The sequence below is a fragment of the Paracoccus methylovorus genome (genome assembly GCF_016919705.1).
Taxonomy (GTDB): Bacteria; Pseudomonadota; Alphaproteobacteria; order Rhodobacterales; family Rhodobacteraceae; genus Paracoccus; species Paracoccus methylovorus.
In genome coordinates, this window is sequence record NZ_CP070368.1 from 233,875 (window position 1) to 253,326 (window position 19,452).

General features: G+C 65.0%; 20 protein-coding genes. 7 read left to right on the forward strand and 13 right to left on the reverse strand.

The window, feature by feature from the left end; translation table 11 throughout:
- Positions 1 to 27 precede the first annotated feature (27 nt).
- Entirely contained in the window at positions 28 to 282 is a 255-nt protein-coding gene (locus tag JWJ88_RS01135) for a hypothetical protein (protein ID WP_205294292.1), read from the forward strand.
- Here JWJ88_RS01135 and JWJ88_RS01140 read toward each other — a convergent pair.
- Positions 257 to 4,114 carry a non-ribosomal peptide synthetase gene (locus tag JWJ88_RS01140; protein ID WP_205294293.1) on the reverse strand — a complete coding sequence of 1,286 codons (3,858 nt, stop codon included), beginning with the start codon at positions 4,112 to 4,114 and terminating at the stop codon, positions 257 to 259. The two genes, JWJ88_RS01135 and JWJ88_RS01140, sit on opposite strands and share 26 nt — an antisense overlap.
- 171 nt (positions 4,115 to 4,285) lie before the next feature.
- Between JWJ88_RS01140 and JWJ88_RS01145 the strand changes: the two genes are divergently transcribed.
- Together JWJ88_RS01145 and JWJ88_RS01150 are read left to right on the forward strand one after the other, a co-directional pair.
- Positions 4,286 to 4,855: a cytochrome b gene (locus JWJ88_RS01145; RefSeq protein WP_205294294.1), complete on the forward strand. Its 570-nt coding sequence runs from the start codon at positions 4,286 to 4,288 to the stop codon at positions 4,853 to 4,855.
- 92 nt (positions 4,856 to 4,947) lie between these two features.
- Complete coding sequence (locus JWJ88_RS01150) at positions 4,948 to 5,280, forward strand: DUF2794 domain-containing protein (RefSeq protein WP_205295087.1); 333 nt, start codon at positions 4,948 to 4,950, stop codon at positions 5,278 to 5,280.
- A 56-nt stretch (positions 5,281 to 5,336) separates the two neighbouring features.
- Here JWJ88_RS01150 and JWJ88_RS01155 read toward each other — a convergent pair whose 3' ends face one another.
- The 6 genes from JWJ88_RS01155 to cobA all read right to left on the reverse strand — a co-directional run bounded on the left by JWJ88_RS01155 (position 5,337) and on the right by cobA (position 9,647).
- A complete protein-coding gene (locus JWJ88_RS01155; protein WP_205294295.1) occupies positions 5,337 to 6,308 on the reverse strand; it encodes a GNAT family N-acetyltransferase in 972 nt (323 codons plus the stop codon).
- Between the two features lie 20 nt (positions 6,309 to 6,328).
- Positions 6,329 to 7,138: a crotonase/enoyl-CoA hydratase family protein gene (locus tag JWJ88_RS01160; protein ID WP_205294296.1), complete on the reverse strand. Its 810-nt coding sequence runs from the start codon at positions 7,136 to 7,138 to the stop codon at positions 6,329 to 6,331.
- Positions 7,139 to 7,140: 2 nt separating this feature from the next.
- Positions 7,141 to 8,070, reverse strand: coding sequence for an AEC family transporter (locus JWJ88_RS01165; RefSeq protein WP_205294297.1), 930 nt, complete (start codon positions 8,068 to 8,070; stop codon positions 7,141 to 7,143).
- Positions 8,070 to 8,318, reverse strand: a complete 249-nt coding sequence (locus tag JWJ88_RS01170; RefSeq protein ID WP_205294298.1) for a sulfurtransferase TusA family protein — start codon at positions 8,316 to 8,318, stop codon at positions 8,070 to 8,072. The genes JWJ88_RS01165 and JWJ88_RS01170 overlap by 1 nt, the downstream gene beginning before the upstream one ends.
- On the reverse strand, positions 8,315 to 8,830 hold the full coding sequence (locus tag JWJ88_RS01175) for a DUF2478 domain-containing protein (RefSeq protein WP_205294299.1): 516 nt from the start codon (positions 8,828 to 8,830) through the stop codon (positions 8,315 to 8,317). The genes JWJ88_RS01170 and JWJ88_RS01175 overlap by 4 nt, the downstream gene beginning before the upstream one ends.
- Before the next feature lie 82 nt (positions 8,831 to 8,912).
- Positions 8,913 to 9,647 carry a uroporphyrinogen-III C-methyltransferase gene (gene cobA / locus JWJ88_RS01180; RefSeq protein WP_205294300.1) on the reverse strand — a complete coding sequence of 245 codons (735 nt, stop codon included), beginning with the start codon at positions 9,645 to 9,647 and terminating at the stop codon, positions 8,913 to 8,915.
- A 102-nt stretch (positions 9,648 to 9,749) separates the two neighbouring features.
- On the opposite strand from cobA, the gene JWJ88_RS01185 reads away from it, so the two are divergent.
- From JWJ88_RS01185 to plsY, 3 genes are read left to right on the forward strand one after another with little or no spacing between them, the layout of a single operon-like run.
- Positions 9,750 to 10,709 carry an aspartate carbamoyltransferase catalytic subunit gene (locus JWJ88_RS01185; RefSeq protein ID WP_205294301.1) on the forward strand — a complete coding sequence of 320 codons (960 nt, stop codon included), beginning with the start codon at positions 9,750 to 9,752 and terminating at the stop codon, positions 10,707 to 10,709.
- Positions 10,706 to 11,977, forward strand: a complete 1,272-nt coding sequence (pyrC, locus tag JWJ88_RS01190) for a dihydroorotase (protein WP_205294302.1) — start codon at positions 10,706 to 10,708, stop codon at positions 11,975 to 11,977. The genes JWJ88_RS01185 and pyrC overlap by 4 nt, the downstream gene beginning before the upstream one ends.
- Positions 11,974 to 12,558, forward strand: a complete 585-nt coding sequence (plsY, locus tag JWJ88_RS01195) for a glycerol-3-phosphate 1-O-acyltransferase PlsY (protein WP_205294303.1) — start codon at positions 11,974 to 11,976, stop codon at positions 12,556 to 12,558. The genes pyrC and plsY overlap by 4 nt, the downstream gene beginning before the upstream one ends.
- Before the next feature lie 90 nt (positions 12,559 to 12,648).
- Here the strand turns inward: plsY and JWJ88_RS01200 are convergent, their stop codons facing one another.
- From JWJ88_RS01200 to JWJ88_RS01225, 6 genes are all read right to left on the reverse strand, one after another.
- Positions 12,649 to 13,524 carry a 3-hydroxybutyryl-CoA dehydrogenase gene (locus tag JWJ88_RS01200; protein ID WP_205294304.1) on the reverse strand — a complete coding sequence of 292 codons (876 nt, stop codon included), beginning with the start codon at positions 13,522 to 13,524 and terminating at the stop codon, positions 12,649 to 12,651.
- A 153-nt stretch (positions 13,525 to 13,677) separates the two neighbouring features.
- The gene (locus tag JWJ88_RS01205; protein WP_205294305.1) at positions 13,678 to 14,604 is read right to left on the reverse strand and encodes an electron transfer flavoprotein subunit alpha/FixB family protein; all 927 of its coding nucleotides are present in this window, start codon (positions 14,602 to 14,604) and stop codon (positions 13,678 to 13,680) included.
- Positions 14,604 to 15,362, reverse strand: coding sequence for an electron transfer flavoprotein subunit beta/FixA family protein (locus JWJ88_RS01210; protein ID WP_205294306.1), 759 nt, complete (start codon positions 15,360 to 15,362; stop codon positions 14,604 to 14,606). The genes JWJ88_RS01205 and JWJ88_RS01210 overlap by 1 nt, the downstream gene beginning before the upstream one ends.
- 121 nt (positions 15,363 to 15,483) lie before the next feature.
- Entirely contained in the window at positions 15,484 to 16,056 is a 573-nt protein-coding gene (locus tag JWJ88_RS01215; RefSeq protein WP_205294307.1) for a cob(I)yrinic acid a,c-diamide adenosyltransferase, read from the reverse strand.
- On the reverse strand, positions 16,056 to 16,256 hold the full coding sequence (locus JWJ88_RS01220) for a twin transmembrane helix small protein (RefSeq protein WP_205294308.1): 201 nt from the start codon (positions 16,254 to 16,256) through the stop codon (positions 16,056 to 16,058). Before JWJ88_RS01220 ends, JWJ88_RS01215 begins: the two co-directional genes overlap by 1 nt.
- A gap of 22 nt (positions 16,257 to 16,278) precedes the next feature.
- Entirely contained in the window at positions 16,279 to 17,097 is an 819-nt protein-coding gene (locus JWJ88_RS01225) for an SDR family NAD(P)-dependent oxidoreductase (RefSeq protein WP_205294309.1), read from the reverse strand.
- Between the two features lie 102 nt (positions 17,098 to 17,199).
- Between JWJ88_RS01225 and parC the strand changes: the two genes are divergently transcribed.
- Complete coding sequence (gene parC, locus JWJ88_RS01230) at positions 17,200 to 19,443, forward strand: DNA topoisomerase IV subunit A (protein WP_205294310.1); 2,244 nt, start codon at positions 17,200 to 17,202, stop codon at positions 19,441 to 19,443.
- The last annotated feature ends 9 nt before the right edge of the window (positions 19,444 to 19,452 follow it).

The following is a 19,452-nucleotide window of genomic DNA, read 5'->3' on the forward strand; positions in this document are numbered from 1 at the left end:
TTGTCGAGGCAGAAAAGGAGGATTCGGATGCCGATCATCAGATATGCGCTGGTTTTTCTGGGCATTGCGCTTTGCACCATTGGTGCCGTGCAGGTGCAAAAGGGGATGCCCGGCTTCTATGTTTCGCGCGGCATTGCCGATCTGCAGGCGGATGCCAATCAGATCCTGCTGGGTATTGGCTGGCTGATCGGCGGGCTGGCCAGCGGTGTGTTTGCGCTGGCCTTTGTCCCTGTGCCGCAGCCGCCGGATCGGAGCCTTAATCCCGACCCAGCCTCTGGATAAGCTCGGGGGCGATCAGTGCCGTGGCTTCGGCCGAGGTCATCTCGGCATGCAAAAGGGGCAGGTCAATGACCTCAAGCGCAGCGGCATAGGGTGCCCACATTTCAGGTGTCAGCGCGCGCTCCTTATGGTCGCGGGCAGCGCGGAAGTGCGTGATCGTGCCGGCAAAGCGGCGGTGATGATGATCGCGGATCATGCGGTTCGTGCCGGTCACGGTGCGGATCACCCCGTCCAGCACCCGCGCGGGCAAGGCACCCAGCGCGCTGTCGCCCCGGCGCAGGAAGGAAACCACCGCCTCGCGCGTGTCCAGTTCCCGATGTGCCTCGGGGTCGTAGCCGGCGATGGCCAGCAGCGCGCGCAGCGCCGTGACCGGGTCGGGTTCGGGCTCGTCACGCCAAGCGTCGCAGGGATAGCTGTCCAGCATGGCGACAACTCCGACCCGGCGACCCTTCTGGGCCAGCATCACGGCGATCTCTTGCGCCAGAATGCCGCCGACCGACCAGCCCGCCAGATGGACCCGTCCTTTGGGCACCAGCGTGGTGATGCGTTGCGCATAGTCGCTCGCCAGTTCGGCGAGGTCGCCGGCCATCTGCACCGCCGGATCAAGGGCTGGATGTTGCAGCCCCCAGACGCGGCGCGCGGGCGCGATGCGCCGCGCCAGACCGTGATACCCCCAGGACAGCCCCCCAGCCGGATGGATCAGGAACAGGGGGGTGGCTTGCGGGTCGCCCTCGGCCAGCACAATCAGCGGGCCAAGCCCGTCGTCATGCGGCGCTTGCGCGTCCAGCGCGGTGGCCAGCACCGCGAGAATCGGATGTTCGAAGATGGTGCCAAGCCCGGGGTTGCGCCCCGTAGCTGTCTCAAGCGCCTGCGAAAGCCGCACGGCGGACAGCGAATCCCCCCCCAGCGCAAAGAAATCGGCCTCGGCCGGTGCGGGTTCGGGCAGGTGCAGGACCTCGGCGAACAGTTGCGCCAGCATCTGCTCTGTCGGTGTTTCCGCCGCGCGACCCGAGGCGATGAACTCCGGCGCGGGCAGGGCTTTGCGGTCCAGTTTGCCGTTCGAGGTGACGGGCAGCGCATCCAGCGCCACCTCGGCCGAAGGGACCATGTACGCGGGCAGGCTGGCCGCCAGCCGCTCGGCAAGCAGGCTGGGCCGCCAGTCCCCGGTCGGCACCAGATAGGCGACAAGGCGCTTTTCGCCGGCGTGATCTTCGCGCGCGATCACCGCGCATTCCTGCGCGAGGCCGGTGGCCATGATCGCTGCCTCGATCTCGCCCAGCTCTACGCGCAGCCCCCGGATCTTTACCTGATGATCCGAGCGGCCCAGATAGACCACGGCCCCGTCCGGCCGCAGCCGCGCCAGGTCACCGGTGGCGTAAAGCCGACCCAGGGGCCCGCTGACAAAGCGTTCCGCGGTCAGGTCCGGCCGCCCCAGATAACCGCGCGCAAGCTGCACGCCACCCAGATACAGGTGCCCCGCCAGTCCCGGTGGTACCGGGCGCATCCGCTCATCCAGCACCTCCAGTGCGGTGTTCCACACCGGCCAGCCGATCGGGATCGGGTTTGCCCGATCCTCGGCCGAGGCGGGCCAATAGCTGACGTCCACCGCCGCTTCGGTCGGGCCGTAAAGATTGTGCAGTTCCGCGTCGATACGCGCGTGAAAGCGGTCGCGCTGGTCTGCCGTCAACTCTTCGCCCGAGCAGAAAACCCGCCGCAAGCTCAGCCCCTGCGAGGCGGGCGAGGCCAGAAAGGCCGAGAGCATCGAGGGCACGAAATGGCAGGTGGTGATGCCGCGTTCCCGAATCAGCCGGGCGATGGCGGTGGGATCGCGATGCGCGTCGGGGGGCGCCATCACCAGCTCGGCCCCGGCGATCATCGGCAGGAAGAACTCCCAGACCGAGACGTCGAAGGTGGCGGGCGTTTTTTGCAGGATGCGGTCGCTGGCGTCGATACCGTAATGCGCTTGCATCCACAGCAGGCGGTTGACGATGGCGCGATGTTCGATGGCGACGCCCTTGGGCTCTCCGGTCGAGCCCGAGGTGAAGATGACATAGGCCAGATCGCCGGGTGCCGGCGTGGCCTTGGGGCGGCCCTCGGTGGGCCACTCACCGGGCAGCAGCAGTTCGGCATCGGCTGGAAACAGCCCGGTCAGGTTGGCCGAGGTCAGCACCGCGACGGGCTGCGCCTGCGCGAGGATGCGGGCGATGCGCTCGGGCGGATGCGCCGGGTCGAGCGGCAGATAGGCCGCGCCCGCGCGCAGGATCGCCAGCAGTGCCACGGGCAATTCCAGCGAACGCTCCAGCGCCACGGCCACGATGCGGTCAGGACCGGCGCCAAGTTCCTCAAGCCGCGCAGCCAGTGCGGCGCTGCGGCGGTCAAGTTCGGCAAAGGTCAGGCCGTCTGCGCCAAAGCTGATGGCGACGGCGTCAGGGGTGGCGGCAAGCTGCGTCGCGATCAGCGCGGTCAGCGTGGTGTCGGGGACCGGGTGGTGCGTTGCCTTGGCCTGCGCCTGTGCCTGGGCGATCTCGTCGGGGCTTGCGGTAGGCACGGAGGCAAGGCTTTCGCAGGCAAGCGCCGCGGTCAGAAAGGCCACCAGCCGGTCGCCATGGCCACGCACCTCATCGGCGGTGTAAAGCCCGGGGTTTGCGTCCACCTCGAAAATCATGCCCGAGGCCGGATCGCCCCGGAAGGTCAGCGTCAGGTCATCGACGGCGCCGGCCCCCAGAATGTGCAGATGAGTTTGCAGACCCGGAAACTCTGGCGGCTTGTCAAAGGGCTGCACGTTCACCAAGGGTCCGTAAAGCCGTCGCGTGCCACCGACCAGCCCCAGTTCGCGGCGCAAAAGCTCGCTGCGGTAAAGGCCGCGGCGGCGGGCCTGCGCCATCCGTTTCGATTGCGCGGCCAGCCATTCCGGCAGGGGGGCATCCTCGTCCAGCCGCAACCGGTGCGGCAGGACGTTCATTGCCATGCAGGGCACCTGTGCGATCTTGCGGCCCATCCGGGCCATGAAAGGCAGGCCGATCACCGCCTCGCCCCCGGTCCATCGCGCAAGATATGCGCCGGTCAGGGCGTTCAGCACATCCGGCCAACCCAGCCGGTGGCGGGTGGCGTAATTCGCCAGCCGGTCCAGCAGAGCCTGCGGCAGCAGGCGGGAATCGCGCAGGAAATCGGGACCGCTGGCCGCACGGCCCGGCGCCAGCCCGGCGATTTCGGGTAGTTGGGCCAGTTCGGCGTGCCACCAGTCGCGATCTGCCTGACGACGGGACGAGGCGCGCCAGGCCGCATCCTCATCGGCCGCCAGAGACAACGGGCCAAAGGGTTCGGGCGCGGGCGCCCCGGCCACCAGCGCGGCATAATGCGCGGCGATGCGGTTGGTCACCAGCACCATGCCATAGCCGTCGATGGCAAGGTGGTGGATGCGTTCATAAAGCAAGTGCCGCTGAGGCCCCAAGGCGAACAGTGTCAGCGCCCCGGCCGGTTCATGTGCCAGATTCAGGGGCCGTTGGCTGTCGGCGCGCATCTGCGCCAATGCCTGCGCCTCGGCATTGGGTTGGGCGGACAGATCGGCAAAACCCAGCATCGCCGGCAGCCCGACCCATTGCCGTGGCCCCTCTGGACCGCCGTGAAAGCGCAGCGACAGGGCCGGGGTTTCGGCGATGGTCCGCGCGACGGCCTGCGCCAGCGCATCGCGATCCAGCGGGCCGATGAGTTCCAGATACTGCCCGGTGTTCAGGATCGGGTTGTCGGGATCCAGCGCCTGAGCATACCACAACCCCTCTTGCGCCTCGGTCAGGGGATAGGCGGTTTCGGCCGGAATTTCCTGATGCCTGTTCATGTCAGGCCCGCTCCAACCGGCATGTGGGACACTCTAAGGACAGGAAAGAACTGACGATCATGTTACCCCGGACTCCGGTTCGCGGGTCTTGCCCGTCTGGGGCCATGGCCATAATGTCGCCAAGGAATTTAGTCAACTTTACTCGCACGGCAAACCCGCGCAGGAGCGACCATGGCCCCGAAATCCGTGCCTTTGCGCGATACCCGGCAGCTTTACGGCAAAGTGACGCGCTTGCTGCATTGGAGCATTGCCGCGCTGATGCTGTGGCAGTTCTTCGGCATGGGGCTGAAATTGCTTTTGGGACGTCAGCCGGTGGTGGCGTTCTTCGTTGGCTCGCACCAGGCGGTGGGAACGGTGCTGTTCGTGCTGATCGCGCTGCGGGTGGTCTGGGCCTTGGTGAACCGCCGCAGCCGGCCGGATCACGGTGCGGGTTTTTGGGGGCTGGCGGCGCGGCTGGGTCATATGGCGCTGTATCTGGTGATGGCGCTGGTGCCGACCATCGCGTTGTTGCGCGCCTATGGCGGCGAGCGGGCCTTTGCCCCCTTCGGCTTTCAGATTTTTCCGGCGCAAGAGCCCCCGATCACCTGGACGGTCAACCTGGCCGGTGCGCTGCACGGAGAGCTTGCCTGGCTGTTGCTGGTTTTGATCCTGGGTCACGTGGTCATGGTCGGCGTGCATGAAAGCATGTGGCGCGACGGCACGCTGGCGCGCATGGCTGGACGGCGACGGGCGGGGCTTTAGGCTACAGTCCGGGGCCTGGATCGGCAAAGGGTGGCGCGGGGCCGCCCTTTTTCATTGATTGCGCGTCGGGGCGGTGTCACCATTCGTTCATGATGAATGCGCCCTTCGGTTTCCCGTCCGAGCATGATCGCGTAGCCTTCGACCGGGGTGAACTGGGCGTTATCCTTTCGGTTTACGGCCGGATGGTCGCGGCGGGGGAATGGCGTGACTATGCCATGTCCTTTCTGCGTGAGATGGCGGTGTTCTCGGTCTTTCGCCGGGCCACCGAACACCCGCTTTATCGTATCGAAAAGCGCCCCCGGCTGCGCAATGCGCAGGGTCAATATGCGGTGATCGGCATGGATGGGCGCGTGCTCAAGCGCGGGCACGACCTGCGCGTCGTGCTGCGCGTGCTGGAAAAGAAGCTGATCCGCCCGGTCGAGTGAATTCGGCGCGGCGATTACAGTCGCTTGCGTGGCATCGCCATTGGCCGGGTAGGGTCCTAAGCAGACGTTCCTACGTCTCGGACGAGATCCTTCTGCATCTTGTAGCGCGTCAGGTTCACGCCGTTGCGAAGGACGTCCTCTTCCTCCAGCAGAAGCCAGCCGCTTTTCTCGAAGAAAGGGCGTGCTATCAGACTGGCCTCGGTTGTGAGCCGCGCCGCGCCGTTGGCTTTGGCCCATTGTTCCGCCGCGTCCAAAAGCACTCGACCAATGCCCTTTCCGGTTGCTGAAGGCAGAACAAAAGCGAGATCGACATATCCCGTTCGATCAATGGTGATGAAGCCTATCGGTTCACCGCCAACTTCTGCGACAAAACCAGTAAGCGCTTCAATCCGCGTCTGCCATTGCTCGAGATCAATCGTCTCCCCTGCCCATGCAAGCCGTTGCTCGTAGCTATAGGCGTTTCTCGTGCCTTCGTGGACAGCGCAAAAATAGATACGACCTGCCGCAGGGTAATCGCATGCGGCCAGAGGCCTGATGTGTACATGTTGGTCCATGACATCCTTGCTGACCTCTTCATCGGGGTAAGGCAGATCATCTGCGGACACGTTGATGTAATCGGCTTCAGGCGTGACCGGGAATCTGATCGCCTGAATGTGGGTCCGATCATCTAACAGGGCTTTGACGAGCCGGTGCATCCCGTCCATAAGGCGGCCATCCGCACAGAGCAGGATCGGATAGGCCAAATCCGTCTGTTGCACCAAAGCCATATGTGCGGCAAGTGCGCGGGGAGTGGGTAGATTTTCTTGACCTTCATACCACCAGTTTTCATCCAACTCGGCAATATCTTCCAAGCGGACGAGCTTGGGAGTGAGGTGCTTCGAAAGCCGGATCAACCGATGAACATCCCACGCATGCAGATCGCCCTGGATCGTTCGAAAGTGATACTGCTTTCTCAACATCTGAAATCTCATCTTGTCGAGCCTTGAGTGCAGGCAATGGCATGAAGCAATGGTTGCTTCATCCCGCATCGCTGCCCTTCTCGGTGTCGCTATTCGCCCTTTCCGCCCGGTTTGATCTTTTGCGCGGTGCCGCGGGCAAAGCTGTCCAGCCGGCCCCTTGCCGCGTCTTGGGTGTTGACGATGCCCGCCACCATGGCCTCGGCATAGGCGGCATCCAGTCCCGACATGTTCTGCATATGCGAAATCGCCGAGCAGATCGCGAAATTCGACAGAGGCGTGTTTTCGGCCACCCGTCGGGCCAGCTCATAGGCCGTGGCCTCGCTGTCGGCGGCGCGATACTGGGCAAGGCCGATCTGCACCGCTTCGTCCCCGGAATAAAGCCGGCCGGTCAGCATCATGTCCACCATCCGCGCCTGACCGATCAGCCGGGGCACGCGGATCGTGGCGCCGCCGCCCGTGAACAGGCCCCGCTGACCCTCGGGCAGGCCGAAATAGGTGGTTTCGTCCATCACCCGGACATGGACCGAGGATGCAAGCTCCAGCCCGCCGCCGACCACCGCGCCCTTCAACGCGGCGATGACCGGGACGCCGCCATATTCGATCTTGTTGAATGCCTCGTGCCAGCGCAGGCAGATGTGCATGAATTCGGCGGGGCTGCGTTCTTCGCGCCCGTGCTCGACCAGATCCAGCCCGGCGCAGAAATGCGGTCCCTCGGCCCGAAGCACCGTGGCGCGTGCGCCAGAGGCGGGCAGGGCGGCAAAGACGTCGATCAATTCCTCGATGGTCTCGGCGTTCAGCGCGTTGCGCTTGGCGGCCCGGTTCAGGGTGACCGTGGCGATACCGTCGTTGTCGATGTCGACAAGCAGGTGGGTCAGGGTCAGTTGTGAAATATCCCGCATGACTAACCTTTCGTGATCCAGTGAATGACGAGGGGAACCGTCGCGATGCTGGCCGCGGTCGAGACCAGAATCGCGGCCGAAACCCGCTGCGTGGCGGTGCCGAAATATTGCGCAAGGATGTAGACATTGCCGGCTACGGGCAGTGCCGCGGCAGCGATCATCACGCCTGCCGCATAGGGCTCGACCCCAAAGACCGCCAGTGCGGCGATGCCTACGGCCAGGGGATGCAGCACCAGCTTGGCGAAGCTTAGCCAAAGCGCCGGTCCCATGCGTTCGGCCGCGCGACCGGCAAGGCTGGCCCCGATGGCGAACAGTGCGCCCGGCGTGGCCGAGGCGCCCAGCAGCGCCAGAAATTCGCCCAGCGGTCCCGGCAAGGGCAGATGCAGCCCGGCCCAGGCAAGCCCCGCCAGCATCGAGACGATCATCGGGTTCGACACGATGCCGCGCAGCAAGGGCCACAGCGTCGAGACCCGCACCCGCCCCTGTCTTGCGGCGGTTACGATCAGCGTGATCAGCGTCGAGAACACCACCATGTCGATGGTCAGCACCATCAGCACCGGGCCGATGGCGCGTTCCCCCAGCAGCAGGACCAGCATGGGCACGCCCAGAAAGCCGGTATTGCCGGTCATGGCGGTATGTGCCTCCATCGCGGCGGTGGCGAGCGGTTGACGCCGCCAGCGTGCCACGGCGAAACCAACAGCCCACAGCGCGGCCGACCCCGACAGATAGGCCATGACGAAGGCCGGATCGAAAAGCCTGCCCACATCCAGCGTCGCGGCAAAGCGGAACAACATGGCGGAAAGCGCAAAGTAGAAAACGAATTTCGTCAGCCAGGCGGTGGCCTCGGGCGGAAAAAAGCGTGTGCGTCCTGCGAGCCAGCCGGTGCCGATGATCAGAAAAAACGGCAGGGTCTTCAGAAAGATCGCCAGCATCAGTCTGCGGCGATAGCGCAGACCGGGCCGCGTTCGACGATATATTCCGTCTCGCCCGGGGCGACCTGGCGGCGGCTGATCAGGCGATGGCCCGATTCCGCACAGAAATGCGGCACGTCGATCACCGCGGCGGGATCGGTGGCCAAAAGCGTGACCCGCGACCCTTTCGGCAGCGCCATGAGCCGCTTGCGCAGGCGCAACACGGGCAAGGGGCAGAGCAGGCCACGCGCATCGATCTGCATGGTCATGCTGCGGAACTGGTCAATCGCGCCCGGCACCAGTCGTCGATCTGGTCCGGCAGCAGATGTTCGGCCAGTTCGCCGGCGAATTCGTGAAATGCCGATAGTTGTTCATCGGGAACATGCACCAGCACCGGGATGTCCGCGGCCAGCGCGCGGGCGATGGTTTCGCGAAAGCCGCGGCCAAAGCATTCCTGCTTGCCGAATTTGTTGACGATCAGCAGTTCCGCCCCTTGGTCCAGCACGGATTCGGTCCGGGCCACGGCTTGGGTCAGCGCCGCGGTATCCAGCCGGCAAGCCTGCGCCCCCGGGCCAAGCGCCTGCGTGATACGCACCATTGGGCCGTCATCGCCAAGGATACGCAGGTCCATGTCGCATTCGCCGCCCGGCTGCGCTTCGCTGTTGATCTGCACTGCGCCTGCCAGCCGCAGTCCGGCTGCGGCAAGGCGTTCGGCCGTGTCTGTCAGCAGCCGGTCGCCGGCCCCCGGCGCATTGTCCTGAACGGTTACGAAACCCAGCATCTCGGTCCTCTTTCAGCGGCCAGCATAGCTCTTGGGCGCGCGGGTGCAATATTGGGTATTTGAGACACGGAGAAGACCGGGGTCAGTCCCCCTCGGCCAGCGGGCCGTAGAGGATCAGGGCCGGATGCGGACTGGGGCCTTCGGCGGCGAGCGATCGGCCGAGTTCGGCGACGGTCGTGCGGATCAGGCGTTGATGGGGATGGCCCACCGCTTCGGCCAGCAGTGCGGGCGTATCCGGGGGCAGGCCGTTTTCAATCAGCAGCGCCGCCATTTGCGGAAAAGTGCGCTGTCCCATGAACACGACCGTGGTGGCATGCGGATCGGCCAACGCCGCCCAGTTCTGGTCGCCGGGCAACCCGCCGGTCACATCGGCGCCGGTGACGAATTGCAGCCGGCGGGCGGTTTGCCGGCGCGTCAGCGGCAAGCCGGCGATGGCGGCGGCGGCCATGGCTGAGGGCACGCCGGGCACGATCCGGAACGCAATGCCATGGGCGCGAAGCGCGGTGAGTTCTTCCTCGAGCCGGCCGAAGATGCCGGAATCGCCGGATTTCAGGCGCACCACATGCTTGCCCGCCCGAGCGTGTTCCACCAGCAGCGCGTTGACGTATTCCTGCTTGGCCGAGGGTCGCCCGGCGCGCTTGCCGACACTGACAAGCTGTGCCTGAGGGCCGGCCAGTCCCAGCACCGGCCCCGAGGCGAGATCGTCGTAAAGCACCACATCGGCTTCGGCCAGAAGCCGGGCCGCGCGCAGGGTCAGGAGTTCGGGATCACCCGGCCCCGAGGAGACGAAACTGACAATGCCACTATGTTCGTTCATGTTTCCGCGATGCGGCAAAATCCGCGTCAAGGCAAGGGGCTGCTTGCCGCCTGCCACAGCATTTGCCATAGAGGACGCGACTGCGACCTTGGGGATCAAGCCATGTTCCGTGCCCGCCATCTATTGGGGATCGAGCCGCTCGCCCCGCCCGAGATCACCACGCTTCTCGATCTGGCCGAGACTTACGTGGATCTGAACCGCCGCACGGTGAAACATTCCGATGCGCTGGAAGGCATGACGCAGATCAACATGTTCTTCGAGAACTCGACCCGCACGCAGTCGAGCTTTGAGCTGGCCGGCAAGCGGCTGGGCGCGGATGTGATGAACATGGCGATGCAGACCAGCTCGGTCAAAAAGGGCGAGACGCTGATCGACACGGCGCTGACCCTGAACGCCATGCACCCCGATCTGCTGGTGGTGCGTCATCCGCAATCGGGCGCGGTGGACCTGCTGGCGCAAAAGGTGAACTGCGCCGTTCTGAACGCGGGCGACGGGCGGCATGAACATCCCACGCAGGCGCTGCTGGATGCGCTGACCATCCGCCGCGCCAAGGGCAGGTTGCACCGGCTGACCGTGGCGATCTGCGGCGATATCGCCCATAGCCGGGTTGCGCGCTCGAACCTGATTTTGCTGGGCAAGATGGAAAGCCGGCTGCGTCTGGTCGGGCCGGCGACGCTGATGCCCGCGGGCGTGCGGGACTGGGGCTGCGAGGTGTTCGAGGACATGCGCGAGGGGCTGAAGGGTGCCGATGTGGTGATGATGCTGCGTCTGCAGAAGGAACGGATGGACGGCGGCTTTATCCCTTCCGAGCGGGAATACTATCACCGCTGGGGTCTGGATGCCGAAAAACTGGCGCTGGCGGCGCCGGATGCCATCGTCATGCACCCCGGACCGATGAACCGGGGGGTCGAGATCGACGGCACCATCGCCGACGACATCAACCGCAGCGTCATTCAGGACCAGGTCGAGATGGGTGTTGCAGTACGCATGGCGGCGATGGACCTGCTGGCGCGCAACCTGCGGGCGGAACGCGGCGCCAAGGCAGCGGAGATGATGGCATGATCTTGCATTTCCACAACGCCCGCCTGATCGATCCCGAGGCGCAAAGCGTCGGGGACGGCACGCTGACCATCCGCGACGGTCTGATCGATGCCGTGGGGGCCGAGGCCCCACAGGGTGCCGAACTGGTTGATTGCGGTGGCAAATACCTTGCCCCGGGGCTGATCGACTGGGGCGTCAAGATCGGCGAACCGGGTGAACGGCATAAGGAAAGCTTTCGCAGTGCCGGATTGGCGGCGGCGGCAGGCGGCGTGACGACGGTTATCGCCCGCCCAGACACCTTGCCGCCAATCGATACGCCCGAATCGCTGGAATTCGCCACGCGCCGCGCGGCAGATGCCCCGGTGAACATCCGCCACATGGCGGCGCTGACCCGGACCCGCGAAGGACGCGAAATGGTCGAGATGTCCTTTCTTCAGGATGCGGGGGCGGTCGCTTTTACCGATGGCGTGCGGGTGGTGTCGGATACGCGGCTGCTGTCGCGCTGCATGACCTATGCTCGCGGGCTGGGTGCGCTGATCGTTGGCCATCCGCAGGAGCCGGGCCTGTCGAAAGGCACAGCGGCGACGGGCGGCAAGTTTGCCTCGCTCTATGGATTGCCCTCGGTTTCACCGATGGCCGAGGTGATGGGGCTGGACCGCGATCTTGCGCTGGTGGCCATGACTGGCGCGCGCTACCACGCCGACCAGATTACCGTGGCGGCAAGCCTTCCGGCGCTGCGCCGCGCGCGCGAGGCGGGGCTGGATGTGACTGCCGGCATCTCGATCCATCACCTGACGCTCAACGAATACGATGTGGGCGGCTACCGCACCTTCTTCCGCTTTACGCCGCCCCTGCGGTCCGAGGATGACCGGCTGACCATGGTCGAGGCCGTGGCCGAAGGGTTGATCGACGTGATCGCCAGCTTTCATACGCCGCAGGACGAGGAATCCAAGCGTCTGCCCTTTGCCGAGGCGGCGCCGGGTGCGGTGGGCCTGCAAACCCTGCTGCCGGCGGCGATGCGACTTTATCATCAGGGCGGGCTCAGCCTGCCGCAGTTGTGGCGGGCGATGTCGCTGAACCCGGCGCGCCGGCTTGGCCTGCCCGGCGGTCGCCTGGCGGCAGGCGCTTCGGCCGACCTGTTGTTGTTCGACCCCGATGCGCCCTTTGTGCTGGACCGGTTTACCCTGCTGTCGAAATCGAAGAACACCCCCTTCGACGGCGCCCGGATGGAGGGCAGGGTGTTGGGCACCTGGGTCGCCGGTCGCCGCGTCTTCGGAGAGGTCGCATGACCCTGATCCTCTGGGCCGGGATCGGCTATCTGCTGGGGGCAATTCCCTTTGGCATCGTCATCACGCGGGCGCTGGGTCTTGGCGACCTGCGCCTGATCGGCTCGGGAAATATCGGCGCCACCAATGTGCTGCGTACCGGCAATAAGCCGGCGGCGGCAGCGACGTTGCTGTTGGATGGCGGCAAAGGCGCCATTGCCGTCCTGCTGGCCCGCTGGCTTGCCGGACCGGATGCGGCACTGATCGCGGGTGCCGCGGCCTTTCTTGGTCATTTGTTCCCGATCTGGCTGGGCTTTCAAGGCGGTAAGGGGGTCGCGACCTTCATCGGGACGCTGCTGGCGCTGGATTGGAAATTGGGTCTCGCGGCCTGCGGAATATGGTTGGTGACGGCGCTGGTCAGCCGGATGTCGTCGCTCTCGGCCTTGATCGCTGCTGCGCTGACGCCCTTCGTCGCCCTCTGGCTCGACGGTGCCCGCATGGCCGCGGTTGCCGGCTTCATGGCGATGCTGATCTTCATTCGCCATCGCGCGAATATCGGCCGCATTCTCGCTGGAACCGAGCCGAAAATCGGCAAGAAAACCTGATCTTCTTTGTTGTGAAAATACCCCGGGGGAACACCATACGGACCCCATCAGGGGGTCCGCATGGTGTGGGGGCAGAGCCCCCTCTTGCCCTCAGCGCGTCGGGACCGGCTCCTCGCCGGAATAGTCATAAAATCCGCGCCCGGTCTTGCGGCCAAGCCAGCCGGCCTCGACATATTTCACCAAAAGCGGACAGGGGCGGTATTTCGTATCCGCCAGCCCCTCATGCAGCACATTCATGATGGCCAGACAGGTGTCGAGGCCGATGAAATCCGCCAGTTCCAGTGGCCCCATCGGATGGTTGGCACCCAGCTTCATCGACTGATCAATGGATTTGACTGACCCTACGCCCTCGTAAAGCGTATAGACTGCTTCGTTGATCATCGGCATCAGGATGCGGTTGACGATAAAGGCCGGGAAGTCCTCGGCACTGGCCGAGGTCTTGCCGATCTTTTCGACCACTTCCACCAAGGCCCGATAGGTTTCCTCATCGGTGGCAATGCCGCGGATCAACTCGACCAGTTGCATGACCGGGACCGGGTTCATGAAGTGGAAACCCATGAAGCGTTCAGGACGGTCGGTCCGGCTGGCAAGCCGGGTAATCGAGATGGAAGAGGTGTTCGAGGTCAGGATGGTCTCGGGTTTCAGATGCGGCAGCAGATCCTCGAAAATGGCCTGTTTGACGGTTTCGCGCTCGGTCGCGGCTTCGATGATCAGGTCGGTCTTGCCCAGATCGGAAAGCGTCTGGGTGGTTGTGATGCGCTTGATTGCCGCAGCCCGGTCCTCGGCAGAGATTTTGCCGCGGCTGACCTGACGTTCCAGGTTATGGTCGATCAGAGCCACGGCCTTGTCCAGCGCCTCGCGCGAGATGTCGGTCATGAGCACGTCATAACCCGCCAGTGCAAAGACATGCGCGATGCCATTGCCCATCTGTCCGGCGCCGATCACGCCTACCGATTGAATCGCCATGAACTCATCCTTTCGTCGGTCAGGCCGGACGATAGGCGCAAGCGGGTTGGACGTTCAATGCAAAAACCGCCCGGTGTGGTGCCGGGCGGTTTGGAAGTTTCGGTGGGCGCGCGCAAGGCGTTGCCCCCTAGGGTATTTATGCAACGAAGAAGCTCAGATCTTCCCTGTGAGTTCCGGGACGGTTGTGAACAGATCCCCGACGAGACCGAAGTCGGCGATCTGGAAGATCGGGGCCTCTTCGTCCTTGTTGATCGCCACGATCACCTTGCTGTCCTTCATCCCGGCGAGGTGCTGGATCGCGCCCGAGATGCCCACCGCCACGTAAAGCTCAGGCGCCACCACCTTGCCGGTTTGCCCGACCTGCCAGTCGTTCGGGGCATAGCCGCTGTCGACCGCCGCCCGCGAGGCGCCCACCGCGGCGCCCAGCTTGTCCGCCAGCGCCTCGATGATCGCGAAGCTTTCCTTCGAGCCCAGCCCCCGGCCGCCCGAGACCACGCGCTTGGCCGAGGTCAGCTCGGGACGGTCCGAGGCCGCGACCTCGTCGCCCACCCAGCTCGACAGGCCCGGATCGGCGGCCGCAGCGGCCTCGGCGACCTGCGCCGGGCCGCCGATCCCCGCCGCGTCGAAGCTCGCGGTGCGGATGGTGAAGACCTTGGTCGCATCCTTCGACTTCACCACCTGGATGGCGTTGCCGGCATAGATCGGGCGTTCGAACGTATCCGCGTCGACGATCGCCGACACATCCGACAGCACCATCACGTCCAGAAGCGCCGCAACCCGCGGCATGACGTTCTTGGCATCCGTCGTGGCCGGCGCGGCGATGTGGCTGTAATCGCCCGCAAGGCTGACGATCAGCGCCGCCGTCGGCTCGGCCAGCCGGTGGCCGTAAAGCGGGTTTTCCGCCACCAGCACGCGGGAAACGCCGGCGATCTTCGCAGCCTCCGCGGCCGCCGCCTGCGCCTGCGACCCGGCGCAGAGCACCGTCACATCGCCAAGCGCCTTCAGCGCCCCGACCGCCTTGGCGGTCGCGTCGCGGTTCAGCTCGCCATTCGTGACTTCTCCAAGCAGCAGAACAGCCATCAGATCACCCCCGCTTCTTTCAACTTGCCCACCAGCTCGTCCACCGAGCCGACCTTGATGCCGGCCTTGCGCCCCTCGGGCTCGCGCACCGAGACCACCTCCAGCCGCGGCGAGACATCGACGCCGTAATCGCCGGCCGTCTTCTCATCGAGCGGCTTCTTCTTCGCCTTCATGATGTTGGGCAGGCTCGCATAGCGCGGCTCGTTCAGCCGCAGGTCGGCGGTGACCACCGCCGGCAGCGCCACCTCGATGGTCTGCAACCCGCCGTCGACCTCGCGGGTGACTTTCGCCTTGCCGCCCTCGATCTCGACCTTGCTGGCGAAGGTCGCCTGCGCCCAGCCCAGGATCGCCGCCAGCATCTGCCCGGTGGCGTTCATGTCGTTGTCGATCGCCTGCTTGCCGGCGATGATCAGCTCGGTGCCCTCGGCCTTCGCGACCGCGGCGAGGATCTTCGCCACCGCCAAGGGCTCGATATCCTGGTGCACGTCCTCGGCGGCCACGACCAGGATCGCCCGGTCCGCGCCCATCGCAAGCGCCGTGCGCAGCGTCTCGGCCGCCTGCTTCACGCCGATCGAGACCGCGATCACCTCGGAGGCCTTGCCGGCTTCCTTCAGCCGGATCGCCTCCTCAACCGCGATCTCGTCGAACGGGTTCATCGACATCTTCACGTTCGAAAGATCGACACCGGAACCGTCCGACTTAACACGCGCCTTCACGTTGTAGTCGATTACCCGCTTCACTGGCACGAGAACCTTCATCGGCACTCTCCCCTTTGGTTGCGTCACCTATTCGGTGGGTTTGTTAGCGGGCCATTGGCAACAATGACAGGGAAAAAACGACCGTAACGCGTCGTAACATTTGCATCCTGTCATGTTGTCGCTAACGGCTGGCTCCGGGCACCCACAGGATATCCTGCGTGCCATTGTCATTGGCCACACGCCCCGCCACGAACAGCCAGTCCGAGAGGCGGTTGAGATATTTCACCGCGGCCGGATTGGCGCTCTCGGCAGCCGCAAGCGCCACGGCGGCGCGCTCTGCCCGCCGCGCGACGGTGCGCGACAGGTGCAGATGCGCCGACAGCGCGCTGCCGCCGGGCAGGATGAAGCTGCGCAGCGGCGCGATATGCGCATTCATTTCGTCGATCTCGGTTTCCAGCCGCTCGACCTGGGCGTCGATGATGCGCAGCACCGGATAGGGGGCCTCGGCGTCCTCTTCCATGCGCGGACGCGAAAGGTCGGCGCCAAGATCGAAAAGGTCGTTCTGGATCACCGCGATACGCTGGGCGAGGGTATCGGTCGCATGCAGCCGTGCCAGCCCGAGCGTCGCGTTGAGTTCGTCCACCGTGCCGTAAGCCTCGACCCGCAGGGAATGCTTGGGCACGCGCTCGCCATTCGACAGCGCGGTTTCGCCCTTGTCGCCGGTGCGGGTATAGATCTTGTTCAGGACGACCATCAGCTGCTCCTTACCCAGAGATAAAGCAGGAAGACCGCGATGGCGATCGCCTGCGCGATGATGCGCCAGCGCATCATGCGATTGCCATGCTTGCGGTTGAATTCGCCACCCTTGGCGAAACCGCCGATGCCGGTGGCCAGGATCACCACGACGGCAAGGCAGCAGATCGCAAGCAGGATGAACAGCGGTTTGTCGTGCATGGGGGATCCTTTCGGCGGAATCCTAGCTGCGGCGTGCGAACCAGTCCAGAGCGCGGGTGGAAAGAAGCCGCCGGCCGATGCCTGAAACATGGGTCGGCGTGGTGACGTAATAGCGCGGGCGCGGGTTCGGGCTTTCCAGTGCCAGCGCGATCTTTGCGCTGACGGCAGCGGGCGGCAGTTCGAAACGGTCCTTTTTCGCCGCCGGCTCGTAGAGGCGTTTCAGCAATGTGCGGCGGTATTGCTCGGCGCGGGGGCTGGATTTCCAGTCGATCCAGCGTTCGAAATGCGGGATCGAGTTCAGCCGGATCCTTGTGCCGATGGGGCCGGGCTCGATCAGGATGAATTTCACCTCCGTATCGGCCATTTCGACGCGCAGCACGTCGGTCAGCCCCTCCAGCGCGAATTTCGTCGCCACATAAGCGCCGCGCCAGGGGATGCCGACCAGCCCAAGGACCGAGCTGATGTTGACCACCCGCCCGCCGTGATCGCGGAAATGCGGGATCAACCGGCGGGTCAGGTCGTGGGTGCCAAAGACATTCGCCTCGAAGATCGAGCGCAGCGCACCGCGCGGCAGGTCCTCGGTCGCGCCGGGGATGGCGAAGGCGGCGTTGTTCACCAGCGCGTCGACAGGTCCCAGCGCCATTGCGGCTTGCGCGCAGCGGGCGACGCTGTCCTCGCAGCCAAGCTCCAGTGGCAGGGCGTCGAAGCCTTCGGCGCGGCGGGCCTCCAGATCCTCGGGCTTGCGGCAGGTGGCGATGACGCGCCAGCCACGGCCCTGCATGTGCCGTGCCGCATCCAATCCGATGCCGGAAGAGCAGCCGGTGATCAGAACGGTCTTCATGCGCGCCTCCTTAGCCCCGGCGTTCTGCGCCAAGGCCGTGCCTTTCGCAAGCTGCGCATTTCCGGCTGGACCGAAGGCGCGGCCGGGCCTATGCAATCGGCCATGTCCGACGATACGAACAGCACCGATCCGACCCAGCCTGATCCCAAGCAGGATCAGACCATATCCGAACCGCTGTCGCGCGCCATCGGCGAGCGGTATCTGACCTATGCGCTGAGCACCATCATGAACCGGGCGCTGCCGGATGCGCGCGACGGGCTGAAGCCGGTGCATCGCCGCATCCTTTTCGCCATGCGCGAGTTGCGGCTGAACCCGACAGGAGCCTTTCGCAAATCGGCCAAGATCGCCGGCGACGTGATGGGCAACTATCACCCGCACGGCGACGCGGCGATTTACGACTCGATGGCGCGGCTCGCCCAGCCCTTCGTCATGCGCTATCCGCTGGTGGACGGGCAGGGCAACTTTGGCAATATCGACGGCGACAACCCCGCCGCCAGCCGCTATACCGAGGCCCGCCTGACCGCCGCCGCTGAGGCGCTGATGGAGGGGCTGAACGAGGATTCGGTCGATTTCCGCCCCAACTACGACGGCACTCTGGAAGAGCCGGTGGTGTTGCCCGCCGCCTTTCCGAACCTGCTGTGCAACGGTGCCAGCGGCATCGCGGTCGGCATGGCGACCAACGTGCCGCCGCATAACCTGCACGAGGTGATCGACGCCTGCCTGCATCTGATCAAGGCGCCCGATGCCCGCGACGACACGCTGATCTCGATCATGCCCGGTCCGGACTTTCCAACTGGCGGGGTGCTGGTCGAATCGCGCGAGACCATAACCGAGGCCTATCGCACCGGCCGCGGCAGCCTGCGGCTGCGGGCGCGCTGGAATGTCGAGGATCTGGGCCGTGGCCAATGGCAGGTCGTTGTCACCGAGATCCCCTATCAGGTGCAGAAATCCAAGCTGATCGAGCGGCTGGCCGAGGTCATCCAGACCAAGAAGGTGCCGATCCTGGCCGATGTGCGCGACGAATCTGCCGAAGACATCCGCATCGTGCTGGAGCCGCGCACCCGCGCCGTCGATGCCGAGCAGTTGATGGCGGCGCTGTTCCGCGTCTCGGACCTTGAGGTGCGCTTCGGGCTGAACATGAACGTGCTGATTGACGGTCGCGTGCCCAAGGTCTGTTCGCTGAAAGAGGTGCTGCGCGCGTTCCTCGACCACCGGCGCGAGGTGCTGGTGCGGCGTTCGAACCATCGGCTGGACAAGATCGCGGCGCGGCTGGAAGTGCTGGAAGGCTATATGATCGCCTTCCTGAACCTTGACCGGGTGATCGAAATCATCCGGTATGAGGAGGACCCGAAAGCCCTGATGATGGCCGAGTTCGGCCTGTCCGACGTGCAGGTCGAGGCAATCCTGAACATGCGCCTGCGCGCGCTGCGCAAGCTTGAGGAAATCGAACTGCGCGCCGAACATGAAAGCCTGACCAAGGAACGCGAAGGTCTGGTGGCCATGCTGGCCGACGATGGTGCGCAATGGGCGAAGATTGCCGAAGAACTGCGCGAGACGCGGGCGAAATTCGGCAAATCGGCCCCGGGCGGTCAGCGCCGCACCGAGATCGGCGAGGCGGGCGAAGTGGCCGAGATCGACATGGAGGCCATGATTGAGCGCGAGCCGATCACCGTGATCCTGTCGAAAATGGGCTGGATCCGCGCGCTGAAAGGCCACCAGCCGCTGGACGGCGAGGTCAAGTTCAAGGACGGCGACGGCCCCTTCATGGCCATGCATGCCGAAACCACCGACAAACTGCTGATCTTTGCCGGCAATGGCCGCTTTTACACTCTGCCGGCGAATAACCTGCCGGGTGGCCGCGGCATGGGCGAGCCTTTGCGGCTGATGGTGGATTTGCCGAACGATGCCGCGGTGATCGATATGTTCCCTTGGCGCGATGGCGAGCGTTATCTGGTCGCATCGAAGGCAGGGGACGGGTTCATCGTCGCGGCCGCCGATATTCTGGCGCAGACCCGCGCCGGCAAGCAGGTGTTGAACGGCGATGCCGCCTTGTGCCGCAAGGTCGTGGGGGATCACGTCGCCGTGGTCGGCCAGAACCGCAAGCTGCTGGTGTTCCCCCTGTCTGAACTGCCGGAAATGTCGCGCGGCAAAGGCGTCCGCTTGCAGAAGTACAAGGATGGCGGGCTGTCGGATGCGATCTGCATCACCTTGGCCGAAGGGTTGCGCTGGCAGGAATCCGGGGGCCGAACCCGCAGCGAACCTGACCTGACCGAATGGCTCGGCAAGCGGGCTGGCGCAGGTTACATGGCGCCGCGCGGCTTTCCGCGCGACAACAGGTTCAACTAAGGAAAGGGC

What these genes read in the sequence shown, in the direction of transcription:
- JWJ88_RS01200 (WP_205294304.1), bottom strand. Translation starts at nt 13,524, where the DNA reads ATGGCGATTCAATCGGTAGGCGTGATCGGCGCCGGACAGATGGGCAAT.
- JWJ88_RS01145 (WP_205294294.1), top strand. Translation starts at nt 4,286, where the DNA reads ATGGCCCCGAAATCCGTGCCTTTGCGCGATACCCGGCAGCTTTACGGC.
- JWJ88_RS01165 (WP_205294297.1), bottom strand. Translation starts at nt 8,070, where the DNA reads ATGCTGGCGATCTTTCTGAAGACCCTGCCGTTTTTTCTGATCATCGGC.
- JWJ88_RS01175 (WP_205294299.1), bottom strand. Translation starts at nt 8,830, where the DNA reads ATGCTGGGTTTCGTAACCGTTCAGGACAATGCGCCGGGGGCCGGCGAC.
- JWJ88_RS01185 (WP_205294301.1), top strand. Translation starts at nt 9,750, where the DNA reads ATGTTCCGTGCCCGCCATCTATTGGGGATCGAGCCGCTCGCCCCGCCC.
- JWJ88_RS01150 (WP_205295087.1), top strand. Translation starts at nt 4,948, where the DNA reads ATGAATGCGCCCTTCGGTTTCCCGTCCGAGCATGATCGCGTAGCCTTC.
- pyrC (WP_205294302.1), top strand. Translation starts at nt 10,706, where the DNA reads ATGATCTTGCATTTCCACAACGCCCGCCTGATCGATCCCGAGGCGCAA.
- parC (WP_205294310.1), top strand. Translation starts at nt 17,200, where the DNA reads ATGTCCGACGATACGAACAGCACCGATCCGACCCAGCCTGATCCCAAG.
- JWJ88_RS01155 (WP_205294295.1), bottom strand. Translation starts at nt 6,308, where the DNA reads ATGCGGGATGAAGCAACCATTGCTTCATGCCATTGCCTGCACTCAAGG.
- JWJ88_RS01215 (WP_205294307.1), bottom strand. Translation starts at nt 16,056, where the DNA reads ATGGTCGTCCTGAACAAGATCTATACCCGCACCGGCGACAAGGGCGAA.
- JWJ88_RS01205 (WP_205294305.1), bottom strand. Translation starts at nt 14,604, where the DNA reads ATGGCTGTTCTGCTGCTTGGAGAAGTCACGAATGGCGAGCTGAACCGC.
- JWJ88_RS01140 (WP_205294293.1), bottom strand. Translation starts at nt 4,114, where the DNA reads ATGAACAGGCATCAGGAAATTCCGGCCGAAACCGCCTATCCCCTGACC.
- plsY (WP_205294303.1), top strand. Translation starts at nt 11,974, where the DNA reads ATGACCCTGATCCTCTGGGCCGGGATCGGCTATCTGCTGGGGGCAATT.
- cobA (WP_205294300.1), bottom strand. Translation starts at nt 9,647, where the DNA reads ATGAACGAACATAGTGGCATTGTCAGTTTCGTCTCCTCGGGGCCGGGT.
- JWJ88_RS01225 (WP_205294309.1), bottom strand. Translation starts at nt 17,097, where the DNA reads ATGAAGACCGTTCTGATCACCGGCTGCTCTTCCGGCATCGGATTGGAT.
- JWJ88_RS01160 (WP_205294296.1), bottom strand. Translation starts at nt 7,138, where the DNA reads ATGCGGGATATTTCACAACTGACCCTGACCCACCTGCTTGTCGACATC.
- JWJ88_RS01210 (WP_205294306.1), bottom strand. Translation starts at nt 15,362, where the DNA reads ATGAAGGTTCTCGTGCCAGTGAAGCGGGTAATCGACTACAACGTGAAG.
- JWJ88_RS01220 (WP_205294308.1), bottom strand. Translation starts at nt 16,256, where the DNA reads ATGCACGACAAACCGCTGTTCATCCTGCTTGCGATCTGCTGCCTTGCC.
- JWJ88_RS01135 (WP_205294292.1), top strand. Translation starts at nt 28, where the DNA reads ATGCCGATCATCAGATATGCGCTGGTTTTTCTGGGCATTGCGCTTTGC.
- JWJ88_RS01170 (WP_205294298.1), bottom strand. Translation starts at nt 8,318, where the DNA reads ATGACCATGCAGATCGATGCGCGTGGCCTGCTCTGCCCCTTGCCCGTG.